Here is a 23,585-nt window from a genome sequence, read left to right as displayed (position 1 = left end):
GGCTGCGTTTCAGAAAAATCCATAAATCCCAAAGTGCGGGCTTGCTGTTCATTTTCTTCCAACGTTCCAAAGCTGGGCAACTTTTGTCGCACTCTGTTTTTTTATCCTAGGGCTACGTCTAATGTCATCATGACACCGAAACCTACTAGCAAAGCGATGGTTGCGATATCTGAGTTACCGTGTGATTGAGATTCTGGAATCAATTGTTCCACACAGACGAAGATCATCGCACCTGCTGCAAATGCTAGGGCATATGGTAAAATAACGGTAACTTGTGAAACAAGTAACGCACCAATCGCAGCACCAACGATTTCTACTAAAGCAGAAGCTTGTCCTAATTGGAAAGCACGCCATTTGCTGGCACCTTCAGCACGGATTGGCATTGATAGGGCTGCACCTTCAGGGAAGTTTTGTAGCCCAATACCCATGGTTAGTACCATGGCGCTTGCTAGAGAAGATAGGCCTAATTCTTGGGCACCAAAGCCAACACCGACAGATAATCCTTCGGGGATATTATGGATAGTTACAGCCAAGAATAGTAGGGTTGTTGCAGGTAACTTGGTCTTAGGCCCTTCGGCATCTGTCTTGTTTTTACCCATATGTAAATGGGGGGTGATATAGTCAATACCACGTAAGAATAGACCACCAACGAGGAAACCAACTAAGGCAGGGAAGAAGGCTAAACGACCCCAGCCTGCTTCAACTGAGGCTTCAATAGAGGGCGCTAATAGGGACCAGAAACTTGCTGCAATCATCACACCAGCGGCAAAACCATTCATTATATCAAGGACTCTACGGTTAATATCATTGAAGAAAAATACTAATGCTGAGCCAAGTGTCGTCATGAGCCAAGTGAATACGCCGGCAAGCGTGGCTTGTAAAACGGGGTTGGCATTTGCAAACCAATCTAACATTTTTGAGTCACTCCTTTTTTCTAATTGTTCATTCTTATTATAAATCATTTGGCGTAACGTTTCATTAAATTTAGCAAAGTTTCGCAAAAATATTTCGGTTCACCAAAAACATTAAGAAAAATAAATTAACGAAATTATGAGCAAGAAGTGTTTACCAAACATGTAAAATAGGGTATACTATTCGTGTACTTACAAAAAGTAAGTAGATTGACAACCAAGTAAACCATACATTAAACAAAACAAACATAAAATAACTTAATATAAGGGGTATCACAATGGAAAAGAAATTTTTTAACGACGTAACAATTTCAACGGTTACTTACCGTGTCAAAGACTTAAACAAAATGAAACGCTACTATAATGAAGCAATTGGTCTACACATCTTAAAAGATGAAGAAGTACCTGGTATTGTGGAATTGGGTATGAAAGGCGAAGAAACACCACTTTTAATCTTAGATGGTTCTAAAGACTACAAACTAATCACTGGTCCTAAAAATGGTTTATACCATACTGCATGGTTATTACCAAACCGCGCAGCCTTAGGTGATGTATTGTACCGTATGTTATTAAACAGAACACCACTTTCTGGTGCATCTGACCACGCATACTCTGAAGCTTTATACTTACAAGATCCAGAAGACAATGGTATCGAAATTTACTCTGACCGCTCATCTGACGGATGGACACATGATGCAAATGGTGGTGTTGTAGGTGTGACTGAACCTATGGATGCTGAAGGTGTATTGGCTAGCCGTTCATCTGACGAACCACAAGCATTCTTCCCTGATGGCACAATCATTGGTCACTTACACTTATCATCTGATAAAGTAGAAGAATTCTTTGGTTTCTTACGTGATGAATTGCAATTAGTAGAACAAATGGGCTTCCCTGGTAATGTTCACTTTACTTCATACACTAACTACCATCACCATGTTGCTGTAAATACTTGGGGTTCAGAACGTATGGTACCTTACGCTGATGACCAAACTGGTTTAGCAGCATACACATTGACTTACCATAACCAAGATTTATACAACGAAATTGTTGCAAAATTAAAAGCAAACAACCGTGTTGTAGCTGAAGAAGAAAACTTAGTAACTGCAAAAGACGCTAACGGCGTAACAGTTTACGTAGCTTTCAAATAATTTTAGGCGACAAACATTTTTTCGAATAAATAATATACCAAGAATGGCTGGGAAATTTATTTTCCTAGCCATTTTTTGTTGGCGAAAATAGGGCTATACTATACTTATCAGCGTGTGTTCGTCTATTCTTAACACTATCGTTCATATATTCGAAAATAAGAACGAAGAAATGAGTGGTATGATTGGCAAAAGCGATAATTCCGGTTTTGCATAATTTCGAAAAGGATGGTAATAATCATGACGGATAAACATATTGAAACAGTATTGGCACAAATTGGTAACCGTAGCGACAAATCTTATGGCGCAATTAACACTCCGCTATATTTCTCAACTGCATACAAACATCCTGGTTTAGGCCAATCTACTGGTTATGACTATACGCGGACAGCTAACCCAACTCGTGACGTTTTACAACAAGCAATTGCTGCTTTGGAAAACGGCGAACAAGGTTTTGCGACATCTTCTGGTATGGCTGCCATCCAATTAGTTATTGAAGGTTTATTAGATTCTGGTGACCGTGTTGTGACCTTACAAGATTTATACGGTGGATCATACCGTTATTTCCATCATTTAGAAGAAAAAGGCTTCTACAACTTTACTTACTGTTTAAATGAAGCTGAGTTATACGCTGAAATTGAAAAGGGTGCACAATTAGTCTTCATTGAAACCCCAACAAACCCAATGATGGTAGAATTTGATATTCAAGCAATCTCGGAAAAAGCACATGCCGTGGGCGCGATTGTAGTAGTTGACAACACGTTCTATACGCCAGTTATCCAACGACCTTTAGAAGATGGGGCAGACGTCGTCCTACACTCTGCGACCAAATATATCGGCGGTCATAATGATGTGTTAGGTGGGTTAGTGGTCAGCAAAGGCCAAGCTATCAATACAAAATTAACATTCCAATTAAATACAACAGGTGCTACGTTAGATCCGTTTGCCTGTTGGTTAATTATCCGTGGTTTAAAAACACTGGCTGTTCGTTTACAACAACATGAAAAGAACGCCAAGGCATTGGTTGCAGCGCTAGAAGCACACGATGCAGTTGAAAAAGTGTATTATGCTGGACGTGGAGGTATGGTGACCTTTGCGGTGAAGGATGAATCAATCATTAAAGATGCTTTGAACAAGTTGCATATTTTTACCTTTGCAGAAAGTTTGGGTGGGGTTGAGAGTTTAATTACCTACCCAGAGACGCAAACGCATGCGGATATTCCGACTGAATTGCGGGCCAAATATGGTCTAACTAACAAGATTTTACGTATTTCTACAGGGATTGAGAATAGCGAAGATCTTGTGGCGGATATCAATCAAGCTTTTCAAGTATAATTTGTGCATTTGTGAGCAGATTCAATGTAAAAATAGTTAGACTAGTGTAACATTTAAAAATGTGAGTGTAGTCGTTAAAAGGGGAGGATGAGAACGCCATGAATTTTCAAAAATTAAAGTATGCGGTTGTTGTTGCAGATAGTGGGTCATTCCGTGAGGCTGCTAGACGACTCTTCATGGCACAATCAAGTTTATCAACGGCCATTCGTGAGCTTGAAGAAGAGTATGACATTCAAATTTTTGAACGTACAAAACGGGGGATTTTTATTACTGAAGAAGGAAGCGAATTCCTTTCTTACGCCCGTGATGTGCTGTCACAAGTTTCTGTCATGGAAAATCGCTATTTAGATGCTAATCAAAAGAAATTATTTTCTATTTCTAGTCAGCATTATGATTTTGTTTCTGAAGCCTTTGCGATTTTATTAGCAACGGATGAAGAACATACCCACCATTACCGTTTGTTGGAAACTTCAACAACGCATGTAATGGAAAATGTGAAAAATGCCTACTCAGAAATCGGTATTTTGTATATGAATGCCTACAATCAAAAGGTAATCAAACAATACTTAAACCACAATGAGTTGCAATACACAGAAATGGGTACGTTCCAGCCGCACGTTTTCGTTGGTATTAACCATCCCTTAGCAGACCGGGAAACTGTTACGCAAGCCGACTTGTTAGCATACCCATCTGTTACTTTCGAGCAAGCACAAGGTTCTTCAGCCCAACTAACTGAAGAAGCCCTTGACTTGGCTGAAGAGTCTACACAAGCAACCATTTACGTTAGTGACCGGGCAACTTCTATCAATGTGCTTGTCAAAACGGAAGCTATCTTAGTTGGTACGGGTATTTTGACTTCACCCTTCCGCGATATGATGCGTACCATCCCTATCGTTGATGCTGAGGCCAACCATATGATTTATATTCAAAATAAATACCGTAAACTAAGTGCTGAAGCCGAGCATTTCATTGAAATATTAGCTGACCAATTAACTGATGTAATTGATGTTGCTGGTGATGAACCAGCATAAATTATATTTTTATATTGGGGGAAAAGAAATGGCAGTCGTATTAACACTTGTCGTATTTGTGCTTGTACTTTTATTCTTGAACCGTTTAGCTCGCCAACACGTGAAATATGCTAACCGTGTATTCATTGGTTTAGGTATTGGTATTGTATTTGGTATTGCTATTCAATTATTATTTGGCTCAGATTCAAGTACAACGACAACAATTTTAGATTGGGTCAACATTGTAGGGAACGGCTATGTAAGCTTCTTGCAAATGTTAGTAGTACCTTTGATCTTCGTATCATTAGTTCGTGCCTTTACTCGTGTAGAGGGTGGAAATAATTTAGGTAAAATTGGGGCTAGTGTCCTATCGATCTTAATTATTACCGTAGCCATCGCATCATTCGTAGGTTTAGCAATTGCTTTATTATTCAATTTAGATGGTGCCCAATTTACACAAGGCGCAGCTGAAACAGCGCGTATCGCATATATCCAAGAACGCCAAGCTGAAATTGCGGATACAACATTACCGCAACAAATCTTATCATTTATTCCAACAAACATTTTTGAAGACTTAGCCGGTTTACGCCAATCTTCTAACTTGGCCGTAGTGATCTTTTCAGCCTTTGTAGGTGTGGCCTACCTAGGTATTGCGAAGAAACACCCAGAAGAAGCAAGCTACTTCAAAAAAATGATCGATACTTTTGACGTCATCGTTTCAAGAATCGTAACGTTAGTATTGCGTATGGCACCTTATGGTATCTTCGCATTGATGGTAAAAGCATTAGCATCATCTAGTTTCCAAGCCTTAATCAACATGGCAACATTTGTGGTTGCAGCTTATGTAGCGATCATCATCATGTTTGCTATCCATGCAATTATTTTGGCAGGTTTCAAGATCAGTCCAATCAACTACTTCAAGAAAGCAAGTAATGTATTGAGCTTTGCCTTCACTTCACGTTCAAGTGGTGGTGCCTTACCATTAAATATCGAAACACAAACTGAATCACTAGGTGTTGAAGACGCAACAGCAAACTTTGCCGCAACATTTGGTCTATCAATCGGTCAAAACGGTTGTGCAGGTATCTACCCAACAATGTTGGTTGCAATCGTTGCACCAACAGTCGGTTTAGACCTATCTGATCCAATGGTTTGGTTAACAATTATCGGTACTGTAGTCATTTCTTCATTCGGTGTTGCCGGTGTAGGTGGTGGTGCAACATTCGCATCATTAATCGTCTTCGGTACATTAGGATTACCAGTTGAAATCATCGGTTTGATGGTATCAATCGAACCAATCGTAGACATGGGCCGTACAGCCTTAAACGTAAACGATTCAATCCTAGCAGGTGTCGTAACTTCAAAACGTTTAGGTACGCTAGACGAAGAAGTATTCAACAACCCGGATGCACAAATCGAAGTAGCCTAATTGGTGAAAAGAACAAGCGCTATAAAATGCGTAATCTCAGTTATTGCTGGGGTTACGCATTTTTTCTTTGCCCGCATCAACCACCAACCTCTAGTGGTCTTGAAATCTCAGGCGTATGATCAACAGCATTTCTATTCAATACTAATAAAGCAAAAAATACATTATGTTATTTATCAAAATGGATAAAAGTAGATATTGATTCTTTCAAGGGGTTTTGTGAACCTTTATGAGAAAAAATGGTTTACAAAACTGCCTGTGTGATTCAACTATATAAAAAGAAATCACACAGCCCTCTGTGTGACGCAAATTTTTTCATTTTGAACACTTCAACGCCCTGAAGTGTTCGAATGGCGGTTATTTTAAATTCAATAAATACAATCCTCAACTATCAGTGTGAAATCTACTGAATCACATCTAAAAACCAAAATGAAAAGAGGGCCTCAGCCCTCTTTTGATCGAATCCAATCCTTACATCCTATGAAGTCGAGCTCCAATAAGCAGACCCAACGCCACTTCAGACTATATTGCGCCACACTGCGTGTGTCACTGCTATAGTCTTCCAGTGTTTGGGTCTAAGCGCTTATTGTCACATCCTAAAGTTGAGCTCGGACCTCCAGAAAGCCCTGCGCTTCAGATTAGATTGCCGATGACTACCGTCATCGTCTGCCCTAATCTTCCACCGGTGGCTTTCTGAGCGTCGGTCCTCACATCCTTAAATAAAAAAAATGCACATCGTCTGTTTGACGGCATGCATGTGTTGAAAAAGAGTGTCATATTTTATAGGAATAAACCTTTGTATAAAGCAACGGCTACAATCCCAGCTAAGATAGGGGCAACAACTGGTACCCAAGCATAATCCCAGTGAGAAGAACCTTTGTGTTTTAATGGTAAGAAATGATGTACCAAACGAGGACCTAAGTCACGCGCTGGGTTTAAGGCAGGACCAGTAGGACCACCAACTGAGACAACAAGTACCATTACTAAGAAACCAATTCCGTAGTGTGCAGAACCTTGGAAGTCTGCGAAGAACGGTGCTTTGGTAATACCTAAGGCACCGAAGAATAAGATGAATGAACCAACGAATTCATTGGCAAATCCATACCAAGGACCTGGTGAATTGCTTGTTGTAGAGAAAGAACCAAATACACAATCAACATTTGTTGTTAAATCATAGTATGGTTTGTAAATTAACACGACAATTAATTGACCGATGATAGCACCAATTAATTGGGCAACGATATAAACGATTACTTCTGACCATGGGAAGAACCCAGATACGGCCAAGGCAATTGTAAAGGCTGGATTGATGTGGTTACCTGAAATAGAACCAAAAATAAGTGCAGGTATCATAACCCCAAGTCCATAACCAAATGCGATGACTAACCATCCAGATTTGGTCCCTTTTGTACCATCCAACTCAACATTGGCTACCGCACCATTCCCCAATATAATCAGCAATGCAGTTGCCATGATCTCCGCGATAAAGCGCGTCATTAGTGAAAATTCCATATGTTTCCTCCTATTGTGTGGCCAAAAAGCCAGATACGCAGAGTATAGCGAATTGCAACAAACGTGTCATCACTTTTTTGCATAGTAATCGGTCAAAATATTAAAATAAAACAATATTGTTTATGGCTCATAACCCAAGCGTTCAGACGCATCCATGGTAGCATCACGTAAAATATGCATGTATTCTTTTAATTTTTGATTATTGACCCGAGACAAGGGACCAACAATTGATAAAGAACATACAACTTTGTTCTCATAATTGCGGACAGGGAAAGCAAGTGAGTAATTGCCATATGTCATTTCTTCTATTGAAAGGGAATAACCTTGTTCTTTTACCTTGCTTAATTCTTTGCGGACGCGGATAGGGTTGGTGAGGGTGTGTTCGGTAAAGGCTTCGAGGTCTTGGCTTAAGGCAGCGTCAATCGTTGCTTCATCCTGATAGGCCATGAGCACTTTACCGGTACCAGTTGCGTGAAATGGGTGTTTGAGGCCAATTTGGGTATTGATATCGGCATAATAGGGGCCAGAGATTTTACTAATATAGTAAACATCCGTCCCGTCTAGGGCGGCAATTTGGGCACTTTCTTTGGTTGCTTGGACAATATCGGAGAGGACAGGGCTTAATTCGCGGTAGATTTCGTTGGTATTAGATAATACCCCCGCAATCGCAAGTATCTTTTTCCCTAAGATATAGCCTTGAGAATAGATATCTTTCTCGAGGAATTTCTCCTTTTCCAAGGTTCGAACAAGACGGCTAACCGTTGATTTAGAGAGATTCATCTCCTTAGCAATTTCACTTACATAGATGACAGTGCGGGTATTGGAGAAGTACTCCAAGATACGCAGGGCGTTAGATACGGACTTTAATTGATCATTATTTGATTCGGTCACCAGATACATTCCTTTCTGAATCTTACTGAAAAGGTGTTCCGCATATCGGAACGGCAAAAATAGCAGCGCTTACATAACTTACGTATAATTTCCCCAATTAAATGCCTTTTCTACATTATAACTTAATTAGAATTCGTTTTGTACCGTATAGCGGAATTATTCTATTATTTTATAAAAGCGCTTACATATAATAACACTAACAAAGCGATACAAGTAATTAGAAAGAAGGAATCTAAGATGACGAACGCCAAGATTTCCCAACTAGCAGCGCAATTAGCCAAAGCTAGTGTAGATCATGAAAGTACGCAACCAGTTACTAGTGTAGAACCGGATTTAACGGTTGAAGAAGCATACCACGTGCAATTGGCAAATGTCCAGGCACAATTAGATCAAGGACAAGTGATTGTCGGCAAAAAGATTGGTTTAACGTCTAAGGCTATGCAGGAGTCTTTGGGGGTGGATGAACCCGATTATGGTCATTTGTTTGACAATATGGAGGTTACGTCAGCAAATCCTGTAATTCCTTTTGACAAAGTACTCCAACCTCGTGTGGAGGGAGAATTAGCCTTCATCTTAAAGGAAGATTTAGCTGGACCGGATGTGACGACAGCGGATGTGCTGAAGGCAACCGAATTTATTGTACCGGCAATTGAGATTGTGGATAGTCGAATTAAGGATTGGAAGATTTCGCTAGCGGATACGGTGGCGGATAACGGTTCTTCTGCTTTCTACATTTTGTCAGATAAACGTTTCAAGCCTGAGGAGATTGACCGTATCGGTGTGACGATGAAGTTATACAAGAACGGTGAATTTGTGAATGAAGGAAACGGGGCAGCGGTGCTAGGAGATCCAGCCTATTGTGTGGCTTGGTTAGCCAATAAGTTAGCGCAATTTGATATTCAATTGAAGGGTGGTGAAGTGATTTTATCAGGAGCCTTATCTGCAGCGATTGCAGCAAATCCTGGTGATGCATTTACATGTGAGTTTTCTGAAGGTTTAGGCGAGGTAGCCATTCGTTTTGAAGCGTAAACGAGGCAGGAGGAGATAAGATGACTGAAAAAGTAACGGCCGGCATTATTGGTTCTGGGAATATCGGTTCAGATTTGATGATGAAGCTACTAAAGAGCGATAAGTTGCAAGTGACCCATATGATTGGGATAGATGCACAGTCGCGCGGTATGAAGTTAGCTGCGGAAAACGGACTTGAAGTAATTGATACAGGGATTGATGGTTTACTAGCATCAGAAAATAAACCGCAAATCTTGTTCGATGCTACTTCAGCGGGTGCCCATCATCATAATAATGAAGTGGCGCAAGAATTAGGGATCATCATGTTAGATTTAACGCCAGCAGCGATTGGACCGTATGTATCACCAAGTGTGAATATCGATGAACATATTGATGAAAAGAACGTGAACTTGATTACGTGTGGTGGTCAAGCAACGACACCTTTAGTAGCAGCGATTTCGGATGTTGCCCATGTGCAATATGCTGAGATTGTGGCGACGATTTCTAGTAAATCAGCTGGTCCGGGTACACGTGCAAATATCGATGAATTTACCGAAACAACATCAAAAGCCTTGGAAATCGTGGGTGGGGCTGATAAAGGGAAAGCCATTATCATTTTAAACCCAGCGGAACCGCCAATCTTGATGCGTGATACGGTATATGCCTTGGTTGATCCAGAAGATATGGATGAAGAAAAGATTGTTGCTTCGATTAAAAAACGTGAGAAAGAAATTCAATCTTACGTACCTGGTTACCATTTACGTCAAGATCCAATTATTGAAGGCAATTTAATCACCTTATTTATTGAAGTTGAAGGTGCTGGTGACTTCTTGCCAGTGTATTCAGGCAATTTAGACATCATGACAGCTTCAGCTGTTGGTGTTGCTGAAGAGCTTGCGGATAAAGTATTTCATCAAGCATGAGTGAAGGGGGAATTACAGTGAGTCAAGAGATTACCTTAGTTGAAGTAGCGCTTAGAGATGGTTCCCATGTCATCCGCCACCAATACACCAAAGAAAAAGTAATTGAAGTAACCAAGGGATTGAATGAGGCCAAAGTACCATACATCGAAGTTTCACACGGGGATGGTATTGGTGGTTCATCTATCCAGTATGGTTTTTCAAAAGATTCTGATATTGAATTGATTCGTGCAGCCAAAGAAAATTCACCATTTTCAAAAATTGCTTGTTTGCTTTTACCTGGTGTAGGGACTTTGGATGATTTAAAAGAAGCACGAGAAGCTGGTGCAGACATGGTGCGTATTGCGACACATGTTACTGAAGCAGATATTTCGGCTGAACATATCAAATTTGCCAAAAATGAATTAGGTATGGAAGTAGTTGGCTTCTTAATGATGGCCCATATGGCTTCACCAGAAGTATTACTAGAACAAGCGAAATTGATGGAAAGCTATGGTGCAGATGTGGTGTATTGTACAGACTCTGCAGGGGCTTTACTACCAAGTGAAGTGAAAGAACGTATTGAATTGCTAGTGGCAAACTTAAACTGTAAAGTTGGTTTCCATGCCCACAATAACTTGGGCTTAGCGATTGGTAATACGATTGCAGCTGTTGAAGCTGGCGCAAGTTTTGTAGATGGTTCAGCCCGTAGTATGGGTGCTGGTGCCGGAAATGCGCAAACGGAGGTATTGGTAGCAGTTTTAGATAAGATGAACTACCAAACTGGCGTTGATTTATTCAAGATAATGGACGTGGCGCAAGATATTATTGCACCATTATTACCAGAACCAGTCATCATCGACAATGACTCGTTAATTTTAGGCTATGCTGGTGTGTACTCAAGCTTCCGCTTGTTCGCGCAAAGAGCTGGTAAGAAATACAATGTCGACTCAAGAAGTATTCTAATGGAATTAGGAAAAATTGGTGTAGTAGGGGGGCAAGAGGATATGGTGATGGATATCGCAGCACAATTATCCAAAAGGCAAGAATAGAGGGGGAGGATTATGAATGAAGACTCACTGATACACGAGATCGCGATGGAATTGTATGATGCCCAGAAAGAAAAAAGGGCCATCTCATCCATTGTCGATACACAAGCAATTGATTTATCTCTGGATCAGGCCTACCATGTGCAAGAAGCGCTCATTCAGTTGAAACGCATGCACGGTAGCAGGGTGTTGGCACCAAAATTGGGCTTAACCTCTGAAGCCAAGATGACCCAAATGGGGGTAAATCAACCAATATATGGCTACATCTTTGCGGATGGATCTGTTGGCGATACCATACTGGTCGATAACTATATCCATCCTAAAATTGAAGCAGAAATTGTCGTTACTTTAGCAAAAGACATGATGGGTCCTGTCACTGCTGAAGACGTCGCTAAAAATGTAAGCGCTGTCTTCAGTGGGGTGGAAATTATTGATAGTCGATATGAAGACTTCAAATTTCAATTGCAGGATGTCGTCGCCGACAATACGTCAGCCAGTGGCTACTATCTATCGGAGCAAGCTTTTGCACTCGAGGATATAGACATTGAAAGCGAAACAGCACAGATTTTGGTAAATGGTGAAGTGATTAGTAATGGTCAAGGAAGTAATGTTCTAGGCAGTCCCATTAACGCATTGGTATCGCTGATTAATCAGCTAGCCAAGCGTGGCGAAAGTGTCAAAGCGGGACAACCTATTTTAACTGGCGCTCTAGGTCAAGCCGTTACATTGAATAGCGGCGATTCGATTCAAGTGAAATTTCAAAACTTAGAATCGTTACATTTTACTGTCAAATAATCATATAAGATAAAGGAGAATTTATTATGACAAACACAGCGAGAGAATTAAACTTTGACGTACACCAATTAGCAGTTGCAGAACTTTACACACCAAAACCTGAAGAATCATTAGCTTTCTTTACAAAATTAATGGGTATGACTGTAGTGCATCGTGATGAAAAATCAGTTTACTTACGTGCATACGAAGATACTTACTTATACTCGTTAAAATTAACGGCTGCTGATGAAGCTGGTTTAGCTTACACTGGTTTCCGTACAAGCTCACAAGCTGCTTTAGACCGTCGTGTTGCTGCTTTAGATGAGTTAGGTATTGAAGGTGAATGGATCACTGATCACTATGGTTTTGGTCCTTCTTACCGCTTCAAAGACTTAGATGGCCATACATTAGAATTATTCTGGGAAGTTGAACGTTACAAAGCACCAGAACATTTACAATCAGGCTTAATCAACCGTTCTCAAAGAAAACCATTACGTGGTGTGCCAGTTCGTCGTATCGACCACATTAACTTATTAACACATCCAGATAACGTTCATAAAAACCATGAATTCTTCTTAGATGCATTAGGTTTCAACTTACGTGAAGCAGTGCAAAAACCAGATGGAGAATACTTTGCAACTTGGTTATCTGTATCACCATTAGTGCATGAAGTTGCTTTGATGGGTGATGAATTAGGACAACACGGTCGTTTACACCATTTAGCTTACTGGTATGGTTTACCGCAACATTTAAATGACTTAGCTGAAGCTTGTGTGGAATGGGGTATTCCAATTGAAGCTGGTCCATTAAAACATGGGGTTTCTCAAGCATTATGTATGTACATCATTGAACCAGGTGGAAACCGTATTGAATTATTCGGTGACTCTGGATACTTAATCTTCGAACCAGACTGGGAACCGGTTATCTGGACAGAAAAAGACAAAGAACGCGCAATCATTTGGTTTGGTGGCGAACTTCCAGAAACTTACTTCCGTTACGGTACACCTCAAGTAACAGATCCTAAGGAAGCATTGAACGTATACAACAAGCCAATTAAAAACAAATTGGAACAAGCAAACTTCATCTACGATGTAAGTGATGCCAAAGTTGATGAGTTATACCGTGGTGAAAATCCAATTGGGCGTAACGACTTAACAGATTTAACATTCGATACTGACACTGTTGAACCACGTGAAGTTTAATAATCGTTCTGCTATGTGGAACAACTAGACGCATAGAAAAGGATGGACACCTATAATATAGGTGTTCATTCAATTTATGCGACTGATAGGCAGCGATTTAGCGAAGGAGGAAGAAATATGACAAGACCAGAAATTCAAAATAGTGTAAAAACAGGTAACTTTAATACAAACTACTTAGAGGTTGGCCAAGAAAATGGTGGCGTACCAGTAATCTTTATCCACGGTTCAGGCCCTGGGGTTTCAGCATACGCTAACTGGCGTTTAGTATTACCAGAAGTTGGTAAACAAAACCATGTGTATGCTTTAGATATGATTGGTTTCGGTTATTCTGATAAACCAACAGGGGACCAAGTAAACTATGGTATCGAATTATGGACACAACAAATTGTGGACTTCATGGACGCTTTAGACATTGAAAAAGCGAACTTTGTAGGGAACTCATTTGGTGGTTCATTAGCTTTCTCTATGGCTTTAAATCATCCAGAACGTACGAACTTATTGATTACCATGGGTGCCATGGGTGTTGAAATGGATATCCCTTACGGCTTGAATGAAGTATGGGGTTACCAAGGTACACGTGACCATATGGCTGAACTAGTTGATTTATTTACTTACAACAAAAAATTTGCTTCTGAAGAGTTGATCACAACACGTTATGAAGCAAGCCGCGAAGAAGGTTTCCACGAAGCATTCTCAAGCATGTTCCCATATCCACGTCAAAAATCAGTAAACAACTTATCATTCCCGGATGAAAAATTCAAAACCATTACCAACCGTACATTATTAGTACATGGTCGCGATGATAAGATTGTGCCAAAAGAAACATCATTACGTCTAAGCAACTTGATTGAAAAATCTGACTTGCACCTATTTGGTCAATGTGGCCACTGGGTACAAATCGAAAAATCAGGTCCATTCGCTGAATTAGTGAATGACTTTATCGCACAAAACAGCTAATTTTATTATACCTACAGAAAAACGACCGCTAGCTTCGCGCTGGCGGTCGTTTTTTGTTTGGGTGGATGCTTTTTCTCTCATCCTATAGTTGAGTTCGCTTGGGCAGACAGGTCTCCACTTCGGAAATATTTGCAGCAAGCTGCGCTTGCTACTGCATATTCCCTCCAGTGTACCTGTCTAAACGCCCGCGCTCGCATCCTGGAGTTGAGCTCCAATTAGCAGACCCAACTCCACTTCAGACTATATTGCGCTACACTGCGTGTGTCACTGCAATAGTCTTCCAGTGTTTGGGTCTTAGCGCTAATTGTCGCATCCTGTTCTTAAAATCCGTATTCTGCGTCTTTTTTGGCCATGATTTCGGCTTGAACGTCTGCCATGGTGAAGACGTCGTCGACTAAGCGTTCCATTCGGAAGATGATGTCGTCGTTGACGATTTCGTTACGGCTGAAGTCGCGGTCTTCGATAAAGACGTATTTTGTGACAACTGTTGCTTTCATATAATGAAGAATTGGCATCAATTGTGTTTCTACCATTAAGTAGTGACGTGGTGAACCAGCGGTGTTGATGACGCCGACTACTTTGTCACGGAAGGCGTTAACAGGTAATAAATCAAAAAGATTTTTCACTGTTGCTGGGTAAGAGGCTTGGAAGGTTGGCATTGATAAGACCAAAACGTCCGCAGCCATGATGGTAGTTAATACCTCACCAGTATCACCAGGATATTCAAAATAGTTACGACCATCAGAAAACATCATATCTTTTTCGGCAAGGTCAATTAATTCAATATCCGCATCAGGGCGGTAGTTTTTCGCTTGTTCAATATAGGCATCTGCGGCTACGCGAGATTTTGTACCAACGTTCGATCCACTAATTACAACAGTTTTCATCTTTTTTCTCCTTCTATGTGCTTGATTTCCCCTAGTTTAGCACGGTTTGATGATTAATTGAAATAATTTGTTTTTAATTCGAATTATTATGCAGATTGTTTGCAATGTTGATAACTTTTATTGTAAGATTTAATTATGATAATTTATATTATATAGCGTAGGAGGAGATCCAATGGGTACATTTAGAAGGTACTTACAAATTTTATTAACCTTGGTAGGATTCTTGGCATTGTTATTTGCCATCGCAATCTTCTATCCAATTCAATATTTGACCCCATTTGTACAAGACGTCGTCCTAGCTAATGAATACGGTCGCTGGGCGATGCTGGGCGCCTTAGCTTTTGTAGCTTTGGTCATCCTATTTGTTTTATTACAAGCAGTTTTCGCACCGGGAAAAAGAGACAATCTATTGGTGAAGACGGAAACAGGGGAATTAACATTTACGAAACGTTCAGTTGAAGATACGGCTATTCGGTCTATTCAACATCTACCTAGCGTGAAGTTCCCAACTGCCAAAGCCAAATTTGGTAAATCACCGGAAGATACAACAGTAAAAGTGAACTTCCAAGTGGATGAAGTGGCAGACGTGATTAACTTGGCAAACCAAGTGCAAAGTCATGTAGAACACGCCATTGAAACAACAATGGGTGTGCCTGTCAAAGACGTGGACGTTAAGGTAACACAATTGAGTCAAGCAAGTATTGAAGCGGCAAATCAAGCGAAAAAAGCCGCTGCACCACGCGTACAGTAAGGAGGGGATAATATGTCAGAAAGAAATGATCATACACAATTAAAGGCAGTATGGCGCCAATATAAAGGACGGATTGTCGGCTTATTATCGGCCTTCTTATTCGCCTTATTATGGGTCATTTTCAACTTTGCGACAGCCGCCCTGGTATTTATCATTGCAGGTATTGGCTACCTTGTAGGGGCATATTTCGATGGTAAATTGGATGTTCGCGAGTGGCTTCGCTTTTTTACCAGATAATAACCCGTATCATTTGAAATGATGAAATATTCACGGTATAGTTAACTTATAGGTTATGAACCTGTTGGCTAGACCAACGACAAAAATAGGAGGAATTTATAATGGCAGAAACAAATGAACAAGTACAACACGAAAATACATTAGCTTTTGAACCTCGCGTCTTAGAACGTATTGCGAATAACTCTGTTCAAGATGTTGATGGCATTTTAGAATTAAAAGGTGACTTCACATCAGGTGTGAAAAGTCTCTTCTCTAGTGGCGACGATAAGACTAAAGGCGTAAGCGCTGAAGTCGGTCAAAAAGAAGTTGCTGTTGATTTATCTGTAATCGCTGAATATGGTAAAGATATTCCAGCTGCATTTAACCAAGCAATTGAAAAAATTAAAGCCAATGTTGAACGTATGACTGGTTTAACAGTTGTTGAAGTGAATATGAATGTGAGCGACGTGATGACACGTGCTGATTATCAAAAACAACAAACTGAAGAGCAACGCAAACAAGCTGAGGAACGTCGTCGTGCCCACCAAAATGGTGAATACGCAGATGGTTCTCGCGTAGAATAATTTTTTCTAACATGCAATAACAAGGATCGACGAGTGTCGGTCCTTTTCTTATGGCGAAAAATCCGTTAAGATATGTCTAAAGCAGACGAGCAGACAGGAGGGTTTATCATGCAAACAATGATTTTATTAGGCGAAGGCTACGAAGAAGTAGAAGCAATTACCGTCATCGATTACTTGCGTCGCGCGGATATTCCGGTTGATATCGTATCAATTAATGAGGGTCTTTCCACACTTGGCGACCATGGGATTGAGATTATGGCCGACAAAATGTTAGATGACATCGATGTCGATGCCTACGATATGGTGATTACACCCGGTGGACGTCCAGGCGCTGAGAAATTGGCGGGAGACAAACGTGTAACAGACTTGATTGCCAAACAATATGACAATCAAAAATATATCGCAAGCATCTGTGCATCACCAATTGTACTGAATGCGGCAGGTATCGCTGGTGATTTAGACGGGACGAACTATCCTGGTTTCGAGGACCGTGTGAATTACAAGCATTTCCATGAAGATATTACCTTTTACGACGCAGACCATAAAGTATTAACTTCTCGTGGTCCGGCGACAGCGGTGTATTTTGCATTGGACATTATCAAATTATTAAAAGGTGAGGCAGCTGCTGAGAAAATCGCAGATGCACTTTTATTACCAATGGTTGAAAAAGGGGAAAAAGAGGCGTAGGATGGCAAAAAAGACATTAATTAAGATGGTACGAGGCTACCAAAAGTATATTTCGCCTATGTTCCCACCAACGTGCAGGTATTATCCGTCATGTTCGACGTACATGATTCAGGCTATTAATAAGCACGGGGCAGGCAAGGGGACGTTGATGGGTACGGCACGGATTTTGCGTTGTAATCCGATGGTTCCGGGGGGCTTGGACCCGGTTCCGGATCACTTCAGTTTGAAGCGGAATCGCGAGGAAATGTCGGATGAGGACCGTGCATATATGATTATGCAAATGGAAAAACACCAACATGATCATCATCACGACCATTAATTTAAAGATACTATGATAAAGTTGGGCTGAGAAAAATCGGTCCAACTTTTTTTACAAAAACGCTTGACCCTTACCCTAGGGCAGCCCTTAATCTATTAGTGAGGTGAGTGAAATGTATACAATCGGACAAGTAGCTAAGATGACCGGCTTGACGCACAAAACGTTGCGTTATTACGATAGCATTGGTTTGCTGACGCCGAGTGATTATTCAGATGCGGGTTATCGCTTATATGCGCAGGCAGATTTGGACCGCTTGCAACAAATTTTGTTGTATCGAGAAATGGGCTTGTCGCTGGATGCGATTAAGCAAATTATTTATGCACCAGATTTTGATGTGAAAAGAGCATTATCTGACCATTTAGCGTATCTAGATAAGGAACGGCAACGGTTGGATACACTCATCCATATGGTGAATAAGACACTAATAGCAGAGAAGGAGGGGCTGACCATGTCCAATGAAGAAAAATTTGAAGCAATGAAAGAAACAGTTATCCGAGAAAATGAAAACCAATATGGGGTCGAAATTCGCGCCAAATATGGGGGTGATATTGTGGATGCAAGCGAAGACAAATTACGCGATGCTGATGAAGCGAGCTGGCAATCAATTGAGGAATTGAATGACCAATTAAATAGCAAATTGGCTGAGGCAGTGGCTTTAGGAGATCCAAGTAGCGATTTGGCGCAAGAGGTTTGTGACTTACACCGCCAATGGCTAACTTTTTATTGGCCGGATGGTATGTATGATGCTAGCAAACATGCAGCCATTGTTGATATGTATCAAACTGATGACCGATTCAAAGCCTACTATGAAAAGATTGCGCCAGGTGCAACCGACTTTTTACATCGCGCCATGACAATCTATTTAGCAGGGAAATAAGTACAAAAAAACGAGATTGGGCAAGGGCTCAATCTCGTTTTTTGATTGTATGTAGTTTGAAGTAAATTAGTCTTCGATACCGAATTCTGCTGTTACTTGGTCAGCAATACGTTTTGCGAATGCATGTGCATCTTCGTCAGTTTGGGCTTCAACCATGACACGTAGTAAGTTTTCTGTACCTGAAGGGCGAACTAAGATACGACCGTTGCCAGCCATTTCAGTTTCAACTTCTGCGATGACTTTTTGAACTGTTTCAGAGTTCATAGCTTCAGTTTTACCTTCACGAGTTACGCGAACGTTGATCAATTCTTGTGGGTAAGTTTTCATTTCGCCAGCTAATTCTGATAATTTTTTGCCAGTTGTTTTCAATACATATAGTAATTGAACAGCTGTTAAAAGACCGTCACCAGTATTGTTGTAGTCCATGAAGATGATGTGACCTGATTGTTCTCCACCTAAGTTGTAACCTTTTGCACGCATTTCTTCAACTACGTAACGGTCACCAACTGCTGTTTGAGGAGCTTTCATACCAGCTTCTTCAACGGCTTTGTGGAAACCTAAGTTAGACATTACAGTTGAAACAACTGTGTTATCTACTAATTTGCCACGTTCGTTTAAGAATTTTGCACAGATGAACATGATTTGGTCACCATCAACAAGATTACCATTTTCATCAACAGCTAAACAGCGGTCGCCGTCACCATCGAAAGCAACACCGATATCAGCGCCTGTTTCTTTTACAAGTTCCTGTAATTTTTCTGGATGAGTAGAACCAACACCTTTGTTGATGTTTACGCCATCTGGAGAAGTTGCCATTGTTGTAAAGTCTGCACCTAAATCAGCGAATAAACGGTTTACTAGTGGAGAAGTTGCACCATTGGCAGCATCAACCGCTACTTTAATACCTGAAAGGTCACCAGTAATTGTAGAAGCTAAGAATTCTAAGTATTTACCAACAGCACTAGGGTTAGCGAATAAAGTACCTAAACCTTCTGCTGAAGGGCGTGGTAATGTATCTTCAGCTTGATCTAATAAAGCTTCAATTTCTTCTTCTTGAGCATCTGACAATTTGAAACCGTCACTACCAAAGAATTTAATACCATTATCTGGTGCAGGGTTGTGACTTGCTGAAATCATAACACCAGCAGTCGCACCTGTTGTACGTGTTAAGTAAGAAACAGCTGGTGTTGAAATAACACCTAGTTGTTGTACTTCAATACCAACAGATAATAAACCTGCTGAAAGTGCTTGTTCTAATAATTGACCAGAAATACGTGTATCACGGGCTACTAAAACACGAGGGTGTTCGATGCCTTCTGGTGCATGTTGCATTAACACGTGACCACCAAAACGACCTAATTTAAATGCTAATTCAGGGGTTAACTCTTCATTTGCTAAACCACGAACACCATCAGTACCAAAGTATTTTCTCATAATTTACTCCTTTTATTGTTGAAGTCTTTGCTTCAATTTTATTCATTGATATATATATGGATTCCCAATAAACCTCAGATGGTCAATTTGCTGTGACCAATCACTAGAAAAAGGCTGTATTGGTTAATACTAGAAAAAACTTGCGAAAAATGCAAGTATTCCATTAAAAACATTTACACTCGATGAACCATTGTCGTCATTCGTTGACGCATCGTTATTAATTTCATCGGCCTGAACCTCACGATCAAGACCAGTAAAATCAGTGTTATCCGTATCGCCAACACCTACAGAAGTATCTGTTGCGCTACTCGCTTCACTCGCTGCTTCGCTCGATGTTGAGGATGCAGAAGATTCAATCACGCTAGAACTACTCGTCGATGCACTAGAAGAGGCAGCACTGGAACTGGCACTTGCGCTAGCACTTGAAGTGCTCGACGTACTAGAAGATGAACTACTTGAAGAACTTGAGCTAGAGCTTGTGGCAGTTGGGACTACTTGAACACGGACACTTGTTGGCGTCACCGCTTCAACACCTGTAGGCAAAGTAATCGGTGCATCAATCGTCGTTGTTTCCGTAATATCAGCTACATCAACCGTTGCTGTTACGCTCTCAACGGCATTGATGACGTCATAATCACCAGATAAAGAAGCATTTGGACCATCAAGTAGGGTTGTTTCATAAGTATAGTTGTCTTGTTGATTGGTGATTTCCAATTCAATTGGCACCGCAGCAGCATCTGCTTCTACAGAAACAGTCACTTCAACTTCTGTTGGGTCCGTATTGATATTTAAAATATCGCCATCCGCATTTTCCGTAATCACGGTTGCTGTCGTCGTGTAGTCTTCACTCAAATTATCTGGTATCGTCACGTTTGTGTATACCTTGCTGACGCTATTAATATCTGATGTAGCACCGGTTAAAGTAACGGTGCTCGTATTTGTCGTAATATCAGCGATACTAAAACCTTCTGCAACAGCATCACTATTAACCACGTCAACCTCTACAGGCACATCAGTTGTTTGCACTGTGTCGATTGCAATGTTTACACTTGATGGTGAAATTTCATACGATACAGATTCAGGTAAGTTTTCCATTTGTAACTGAATATAGTGCGAACCCTCACCAAGATTAGTTAAATCTTCAGTCACAACCTTGAAGTCATTTGTTTCTAAGGTTTGATCAATGACATTTTTTGGCCCAGACAAACTGACAGAAACAGAATCAGGCAAACCACTAATATAGTAATTATCCACATTACCATCGATATAGACGGGCACATTATAAATGGTTTCCGTTGTCGCTTCGCTCACATTTTGGAAAAAGCTAATCGGATTCTCGTTATATTGTTCTGCCTTCACGTAAACAAATAAAAGAAGGGACAAGAATAAGGACAGTAATAATAAAGCAATTTTGTTGTTATAAAATTTATTAATCATCCGACTTGCCACCTCCTGTTAATTGGTTAAACCAGTTGGATAAGAAATTATCACTATTATCTTCGTCACTACTATGAATAAAGTTATCAGCTAAAATATTATATAGCGCATCTTTCGACAAGTCGCGGGTGATTTCACCACGCTCAACAACCGAAATGCCCCCAGTCTCTTCCGACACAACAATCGTTAAGGCGTCAGTAACTTCGCTTAACCCAACGGCTGCACGGTGTCGTGTACCCAATTCTTTAGGAATATCAGGGTTTTCTGACAAAGGCAGATAGGAAGCGGCTGAAGTAATCGTCATATCTTGGATAATGACAGCCCCATCATGTAAAGGTGTATTCGGAATAAATATATTAATCAACAATTGAGATGAGATAGCAGAATTCAGGGTAATCCCTGTAGACGCATATTCATTCAAAGGTTGAGAACGTTGCATGGAAATAAGGGCACCAATCCGTCGTTTACTCATGTATTCGCTCGCTTCAACGAGGTCGCGAACCATTTTTTCATTCGGATTGCGGGCACCAGCTTCACGTTTACCGGCAAAGAACTGTTGACCCAAATGATCCAATCCACGTCTAATTTCTGGTTGGAAAATCACAATTACCCCAATAACAGACCATTGAATGATGTTATTCATAATCCAGTCAACGGTTTTCAGTTGAAATAGGGTAGAAATAATTTTGATCAGCAAAAAGATGAATACGCCATTCAAAATATTGAAGGCTTTCGTATTTTTCAAGATTTTTAAGAGCTGGAAAATAAAGAGCCAGACAATTAAAATATCAATTAGATTGAAAACATTTGTCCATGAAAAGATGCTTGACCAATCTATTTGCATGAATCTATCCTCCATTCTATTGTTTTTCACTTTAAATTATACCATAGTGGCAAATTGCTCATTGGTATTTAAGACACATTTCGCAAAAATTGTTCTATAATAAACACTTATTTATGTCGCAAGATACTTCAAAGGGAAAAGGGTGAACATATGTTACTAGGTCAATTGTTATTGGAATCCAACCTAGGCACGCGTAAAGAAATCAAACGCCTATTCAAAGATGGGAAAATTCTGGTCAATCAGCAAGTGGTCTATGAATTTGGGACCGTTGTGGATCCATCTTGGATGACCATTACCGTAGATGAGGTGCCCCTAGAAACTAATATAACCCATACCTATTACATTGCACATAAACCAAAAGGCTATGTGTCCGCCAATAAAGATGCCCAATTCCCAACGGTTTTAGACCTTATCGCGCCTGAGGATAACCCCGGAAATCTGTCTATTTCAGGTCGATTGGACCGCGACGCCCATGGACTCGTATTTTTAACCAACAATGGCCAGCTCCATTACATCCTGCAACAGCCCAAGTTCGACATCGAAAAGACCTACCGTGTGACGGTGAATGGTTTGATGGATGGGAAAATGGTGGCTGCCTTTGAAGCAGGTGTGGTTTTTGAGGACGGGACGGTGTGTAAGCCAGCGACGCTCGACATTCTAACCGCTAGTGCGCAGTCGTCGACGGGGATTGTCCGAATTTCTCAAGGGCAACGCCATCAAATTAAGAAGATGTTCCTTGCTTGTGGGGTGAAAGTAACAGATTTGTTTCGCCAAAAAATTGGCCCGTTAGACTTGGGAGACTTGCCTGAAGGGGCATATCGATCTTTAAATGAGACGGAAAAATTGGCCGTGATGGACATGTTTCTTCTATATAATAGACGGAATGGTTGACGGGTAATTTTTGCCCGGATGATCGTCATGAAAAAATTTCAAAAAAAATTGGGAAAGATGCTTGAAAAAATTATTTTCAGATGCTATACTATTCAAGTACGATATTTGGAGGGATAGCGAAGTGGCCAAACGCAGCGGACTGTAAATCCGTTCCTTCGGGTTCGAAGGTTCAAATCCTTCTCCCTCCATTCTACATTGGGATATAGCCAAGCGGTAAGGCAACAGACTTTGACTCTGTCATGCGTTGGTTCGAATCCAGCTATCCCAGTACTATAAAACGTAAAGACTGAACTTCGGTTCGGTCTTTTTTTATGCCGTCATTTGTACAAATAGCTTTTAAAAAAGGTAATTTAACAAAGAAAAGGACTTTTGTTACAGGGGTATTTCTAAAGGCGAACATTAAAGGGTGTTGATATATCAACGTTTTTTAAACATTTGTTTGTTTGAAAATATTAAAAACCAATAAAATCAAGCCTTTTGTTACAGAAATTGTGAAATTTTCGGGATTATCACTTTTAAGGAAAAAAGTCGCAAATTTA

24 protein-coding genes and 2 tRNA genes are annotated in these 23,585 nt (G+C 40.5%); 19 read left to right on the top strand and 7 right to left on the bottom strand.

What is annotated here, in order from left to right; translation table 11 throughout:
• Positions 1-101: 101 nt before the first annotated feature.
• On the bottom strand, positions 102-914 hold the full coding sequence (locus EF384_RS05700) for a ZIP family metal transporter (RefSeq protein ID WP_123780137.1): 813 nt from the start codon (positions 912-914) through the stop codon (positions 102-104).
• A 275-nt stretch (positions 915-1,189) separates the two neighbouring features.
• Here EF384_RS05700 and EF384_RS05695 point away from each other — a divergent pair, with 275 nt between their 5' ends.
• The 4 genes from EF384_RS05695 to EF384_RS05680 all read left to right on the top strand — a co-directional run bounded on the left by EF384_RS05695 (position 1,190) and on the right by EF384_RS05680 (position 5,830).
• Positions 1,190-2,059, top strand: coding sequence for a VOC family protein (locus tag EF384_RS05695; protein WP_123780135.1), 870 nt, complete (start codon positions 1,190-1,192; stop codon positions 2,057-2,059).
• Between the two features lie 237 nt (positions 2,060-2,296).
• The gene (locus tag EF384_RS05690; protein ID WP_233487782.1) at positions 2,297-3,391 is read left to right on the top strand and encodes a PLP-dependent transferase; all 1,095 of its coding nucleotides are present in this window, start codon (positions 2,297-2,299) and stop codon (positions 3,389-3,391) included.
• Positions 3,392-3,489: 98 nt separating this feature from the next.
• Positions 3,490-4,422, top strand: a complete 933-nt coding sequence (locus EF384_RS05685; protein ID WP_123780130.1) for a LysR family transcriptional regulator — start codon at positions 3,490-3,492, stop codon at positions 4,420-4,422.
• A 28-nt stretch (positions 4,423-4,450) separates the two neighbouring features.
• Positions 4,451-5,830 carry an L-cystine transporter gene (locus EF384_RS05680; protein ID WP_123780128.1) on the top strand — a complete coding sequence of 460 codons (1,380 nt, stop codon included), beginning with the start codon at positions 4,451-4,453 and terminating at the stop codon, positions 5,828-5,830.
• A 777-nt stretch (positions 5,831-6,607) separates the two neighbouring features.
• On the opposite strand, the gene EF384_RS05675 is transcribed toward EF384_RS05680, so the two are convergent.
• Positions 6,608-7,339: an MIP/aquaporin family protein gene (locus EF384_RS05675; RefSeq protein ID WP_123780126.1), complete on the bottom strand. Its 732-nt coding sequence runs from the start codon at positions 7,337-7,339 to the stop codon at positions 6,608-6,610.
• A 120-nt stretch (positions 7,340-7,459) separates the two neighbouring features.
• A complete protein-coding gene (locus EF384_RS05670; protein WP_158607415.1) occupies positions 7,460-8,230 on the bottom strand; it encodes an IclR family transcriptional regulator in 771 nt (256 codons plus the stop codon).
• A 237-nt stretch (positions 8,231-8,467) separates the two neighbouring features.
• On the opposite strand from EF384_RS05670, the gene EF384_RS05665 reads away from it, so the two are divergent.
• The 6 genes from EF384_RS05665 (at position 8,468) to EF384_RS05640 (ending at position 14,119) form a co-directional block, all read left to right on the top strand.
• Positions 8,468-9,259 (top strand): 2-keto-4-pentenoate hydratase, encoded by a 792-nt coding sequence (locus EF384_RS05665; RefSeq protein WP_123780122.1) that lies wholly within the window; start codon positions 8,468-8,470, stop codon positions 9,257-9,259.
• A 20-nt stretch (positions 9,260-9,279) separates the two neighbouring features.
• Positions 9,280-10,161 carry an acetaldehyde dehydrogenase (acetylating) gene (locus tag EF384_RS05660; RefSeq protein ID WP_123780120.1) on the top strand — a complete coding sequence of 294 codons (882 nt, stop codon included), beginning with the start codon at positions 9,280-9,282 and terminating at the stop codon, positions 10,159-10,161.
• Positions 10,162-10,178: 17 nt separating this feature from the next.
• On the top strand, positions 10,179-11,189 hold the full coding sequence (gene dmpG / locus EF384_RS05655) for a 4-hydroxy-2-oxovalerate aldolase (protein ID WP_123780150.1): 1,011 nt from the start codon (positions 10,179-10,181) through the stop codon (positions 11,187-11,189).
• Positions 11,190-11,201: 12 nt separating this feature from the next.
• Positions 11,202-11,981: a 2-keto-4-pentenoate hydratase gene (locus EF384_RS05650; RefSeq protein ID WP_123780118.1), complete on the top strand. Its 780-nt coding sequence runs from the start codon at positions 11,202-11,204 to the stop codon at positions 11,979-11,981.
• 26 nt (positions 11,982-12,007) lie between these two features.
• Positions 12,008-13,162 (top strand): VOC family protein, encoded by a 1,155-nt coding sequence (locus tag EF384_RS05645; RefSeq protein WP_123780116.1) that lies wholly within the window; start codon positions 12,008-12,010, stop codon positions 13,160-13,162.
• Positions 13,163-13,279: 117 nt separating this feature from the next.
• Positions 13,280-14,119 (top strand): alpha/beta fold hydrolase, encoded by an 840-nt coding sequence (locus EF384_RS05640; protein WP_123780114.1) that lies wholly within the window; start codon positions 13,280-13,282, stop codon positions 14,117-14,119.
• Between the two features lie 320 nt (positions 14,120-14,439).
• On the opposite strand, the gene EF384_RS05635 is transcribed toward EF384_RS05640, so the two are convergent.
• A complete protein-coding gene (locus EF384_RS05635) occupies positions 14,440-15,006 on the bottom strand; it encodes an NADPH-dependent FMN reductase (protein ID WP_123780112.1) in 567 nt (188 codons plus the stop codon).
• A 172-nt stretch (positions 15,007-15,178) separates the two neighbouring features.
• Here EF384_RS05635 and amaP point away from each other — a divergent pair, with 172 nt between their 5' ends.
• The 6 genes from amaP (at position 15,179) to EF384_RS05605 (ending at position 18,440) form a co-directional block, all read left to right on the top strand.
• Positions 15,179-15,757 (top strand): alkaline shock response membrane anchor protein AmaP, encoded by a 579-nt coding sequence (gene amaP / locus EF384_RS05630; protein WP_123780110.1) that lies wholly within the window; start codon positions 15,179-15,181, stop codon positions 15,755-15,757.
• 12 nt (positions 15,758-15,769) lie between these two features.
• Entirely contained in the window at positions 15,770-15,994 is a 225-nt protein-coding gene (locus EF384_RS05625; RefSeq protein ID WP_123780108.1) for a DUF2273 domain-containing protein, read from the top strand.
• Positions 15,995-16,095: 101 nt separating this feature from the next.
• Positions 16,096-16,557 carry an Asp23/Gls24 family envelope stress response protein gene (locus tag EF384_RS05620; RefSeq protein WP_123780106.1) on the top strand — a complete coding sequence of 154 codons (462 nt, stop codon included), beginning with the start codon at positions 16,096-16,098 and terminating at the stop codon, positions 16,555-16,557.
• A 108-nt stretch (positions 16,558-16,665) separates the two neighbouring features.
• On the top strand, positions 16,666-17,244 hold the full coding sequence (locus EF384_RS05615; protein ID WP_123780104.1) for a DJ-1 family glyoxalase III: 579 nt from the start codon (positions 16,666-16,668) through the stop codon (positions 17,242-17,244).
• 1 nt (position 17,245) lies between these two features.
• Entirely contained in the window at positions 17,246-17,563 is a 318-nt protein-coding gene (gene yidD / locus EF384_RS05610) for a membrane protein insertion efficiency factor YidD (RefSeq protein WP_255421239.1), read from the top strand.
• Between the two features lie 112 nt (positions 17,564-17,675).
• Positions 17,676-18,440 carry a MerR family transcriptional regulator gene (locus EF384_RS05605; protein WP_123780100.1) on the top strand — a complete coding sequence of 255 codons (765 nt, stop codon included), beginning with the start codon at positions 17,676-17,678 and terminating at the stop codon, positions 18,438-18,440.
• Positions 18,441-18,506: 66 nt separating this feature from the next.
• Here EF384_RS05605 and glmM read toward each other — a convergent pair whose 3' ends face one another.
• The 3 genes from glmM to cdaA form a co-directional block, all read right to left on the bottom strand.
• On the bottom strand, positions 18,507-19,874 hold the full coding sequence (gene glmM, locus EF384_RS05600) for a phosphoglucosamine mutase (RefSeq protein ID WP_123780098.1): 1,368 nt from the start codon (positions 19,872-19,874) through the stop codon (positions 18,507-18,509).
• Between the two features lie 129 nt (positions 19,875-20,003).
• The gene (locus EF384_RS05595) at positions 20,004-21,311 is read right to left on the bottom strand and encodes a CdaR family protein (RefSeq protein WP_123780096.1); all 1,308 of its coding nucleotides are present in this window, start codon (positions 21,309-21,311) and stop codon (positions 20,004-20,006) included.
• A complete protein-coding gene (gene cdaA / locus EF384_RS05590) occupies positions 21,304-22,155 on the bottom strand; it encodes a diadenylate cyclase CdaA (protein ID WP_123780095.1) in 852 nt (283 codons plus the stop codon). The genes EF384_RS05595 and cdaA overlap by 8 nt, the downstream gene beginning before the upstream one ends.
• 150 nt (positions 22,156-22,305) lie before the next feature.
• Here cdaA and EF384_RS05585 point away from each other — a divergent pair, with 150 nt between their 5' ends.
• The 3 genes from EF384_RS05585 (at position 22,306) to EF384_RS05575 (ending at position 23,314) form a co-directional block, all read left to right on the top strand.
• On the top strand, positions 22,306-23,046 hold the full coding sequence (locus EF384_RS05585; RefSeq protein ID WP_123780093.1) for a pseudouridine synthase: 741 nt from the start codon (positions 22,306-22,308) through the stop codon (positions 23,044-23,046).
• 107 nt (positions 23,047-23,153) lie between these two features.
• Positions 23,154-23,234 (top strand) — tRNA-Tyr (locus EF384_RS05580).
• A gap of 8 nt (positions 23,235-23,242) precedes the next feature.
• Positions 23,243-23,314, top strand: a tRNA-Gln gene (locus EF384_RS05575).
• The last annotated feature ends 271 nt before the right edge of the window (positions 23,315-23,585 follow it).

The organism is Aerococcus agrisoli (assembly GCF_003797145.1).
Classification (GTDB): Bacteria; Bacillota; Bacilli; order Lactobacillales; family Aerococcaceae; genus Aerococcus; species Aerococcus agrisoli.
The sequence above is the reverse complement of the archived record's forward strand: the minus strand, read 5'-3'. Positions and strand labels throughout refer to the sequence as shown.

Bases quoted from the DNA above. Each gene is read 5' to 3' on its own strand.
- EF384_RS05700 (WP_123780137.1), bottom strand. From the start codon at position 914: ATGTTAGATTGGTTTGCAAATGCCAACCCCGTTTTACAAGCCACGCTT.
- EF384_RS05695 (WP_123780135.1), top strand. From the start codon at position 1,190: ATGGAAAAGAAATTTTTTAACGACGTAACAATTTCAACGGTTACTTAC.
- EF384_RS05690 (WP_233487782.1), top strand. From the start codon at position 2,297: ATGACGGATAAACATATTGAAACAGTATTGGCACAAATTGGTAACCGT.
- EF384_RS05685 (WP_123780130.1), top strand. From the start codon at position 3,490: ATGAATTTTCAAAAATTAAAGTATGCGGTTGTTGTTGCAGATAGTGGG.
- EF384_RS05680 (WP_123780128.1), top strand. From the start codon at position 4,451: ATGGCAGTCGTATTAACACTTGTCGTATTTGTGCTTGTACTTTTATTC.
- EF384_RS05675 (WP_123780126.1), bottom strand. From the start codon at position 7,339: ATGGAATTTTCACTAATGACGCGCTTTATCGCGGAGATCATGGCAACT.
- EF384_RS05665 (WP_123780122.1), top strand. From the start codon at position 8,468: ATGACGAACGCCAAGATTTCCCAACTAGCAGCGCAATTAGCCAAAGCT.
- EF384_RS05660 (WP_123780120.1), top strand. From the start codon at position 9,280: ATGACTGAAAAAGTAACGGCCGGCATTATTGGTTCTGGGAATATCGGT.
- EF384_RS05650 (WP_123780118.1), top strand. From the start codon at position 11,202: ATGAATGAAGACTCACTGATACACGAGATCGCGATGGAATTGTATGAT.
- EF384_RS05645 (WP_123780116.1), top strand. From the start codon at position 12,008: ATGACAAACACAGCGAGAGAATTAAACTTTGACGTACACCAATTAGCA.
- EF384_RS05640 (WP_123780114.1), top strand. From the start codon at position 13,280: ATGACAAGACCAGAAATTCAAAATAGTGTAAAAACAGGTAACTTTAAT.
- EF384_RS05635 (WP_123780112.1), bottom strand. From the start codon at position 15,006: ATGAAAACTGTTGTAATTAGTGGATCGAACGTTGGTACAAAATCTCGC.
- amaP (WP_123780110.1), top strand. From the start codon at position 15,179: ATGGGTACATTTAGAAGGTACTTACAAATTTTATTAACCTTGGTAGGA.
- EF384_RS05625 (WP_123780108.1), top strand. From the start codon at position 15,770: ATGTCAGAAAGAAATGATCATACACAATTAAAGGCAGTATGGCGCCAA.
- EF384_RS05620 (WP_123780106.1), top strand. From the start codon at position 16,096: ATGGCAGAAACAAATGAACAAGTACAACACGAAAATACATTAGCTTTT.
- EF384_RS05615 (WP_123780104.1), top strand. From the start codon at position 16,666: ATGCAAACAATGATTTTATTAGGCGAAGGCTACGAAGAAGTAGAAGCA.
- yidD (WP_255421239.1), top strand. From the start codon at position 17,246: ATGGCAAAAAAGACATTAATTAAGATGGTACGAGGCTACCAAAAGTAT.
- EF384_RS05605 (WP_123780100.1), top strand. From the start codon at position 17,676: ATGTATACAATCGGACAAGTAGCTAAGATGACCGGCTTGACGCACAAA.
- glmM (WP_123780098.1), bottom strand. From the start codon at position 19,874: ATGAGAAAATACTTTGGTACTGATGGTGTTCGTGGTTTAGCAAATGAA.
- EF384_RS05595 (WP_123780096.1), bottom strand. From the start codon at position 21,311: ATGATTAATAAATTTTATAACAACAAAATTGCTTTATTATTACTGTCC.
- cdaA (WP_123780095.1), bottom strand. From the start codon at position 22,155: ATGCAAATAGATTGGTCAAGCATCTTTTCATGGACAAATGTTTTCAAT.
- EF384_RS05585 (WP_123780093.1), top strand. From the start codon at position 22,306: ATGTTACTAGGTCAATTGTTATTGGAATCCAACCTAGGCACGCGTAAA.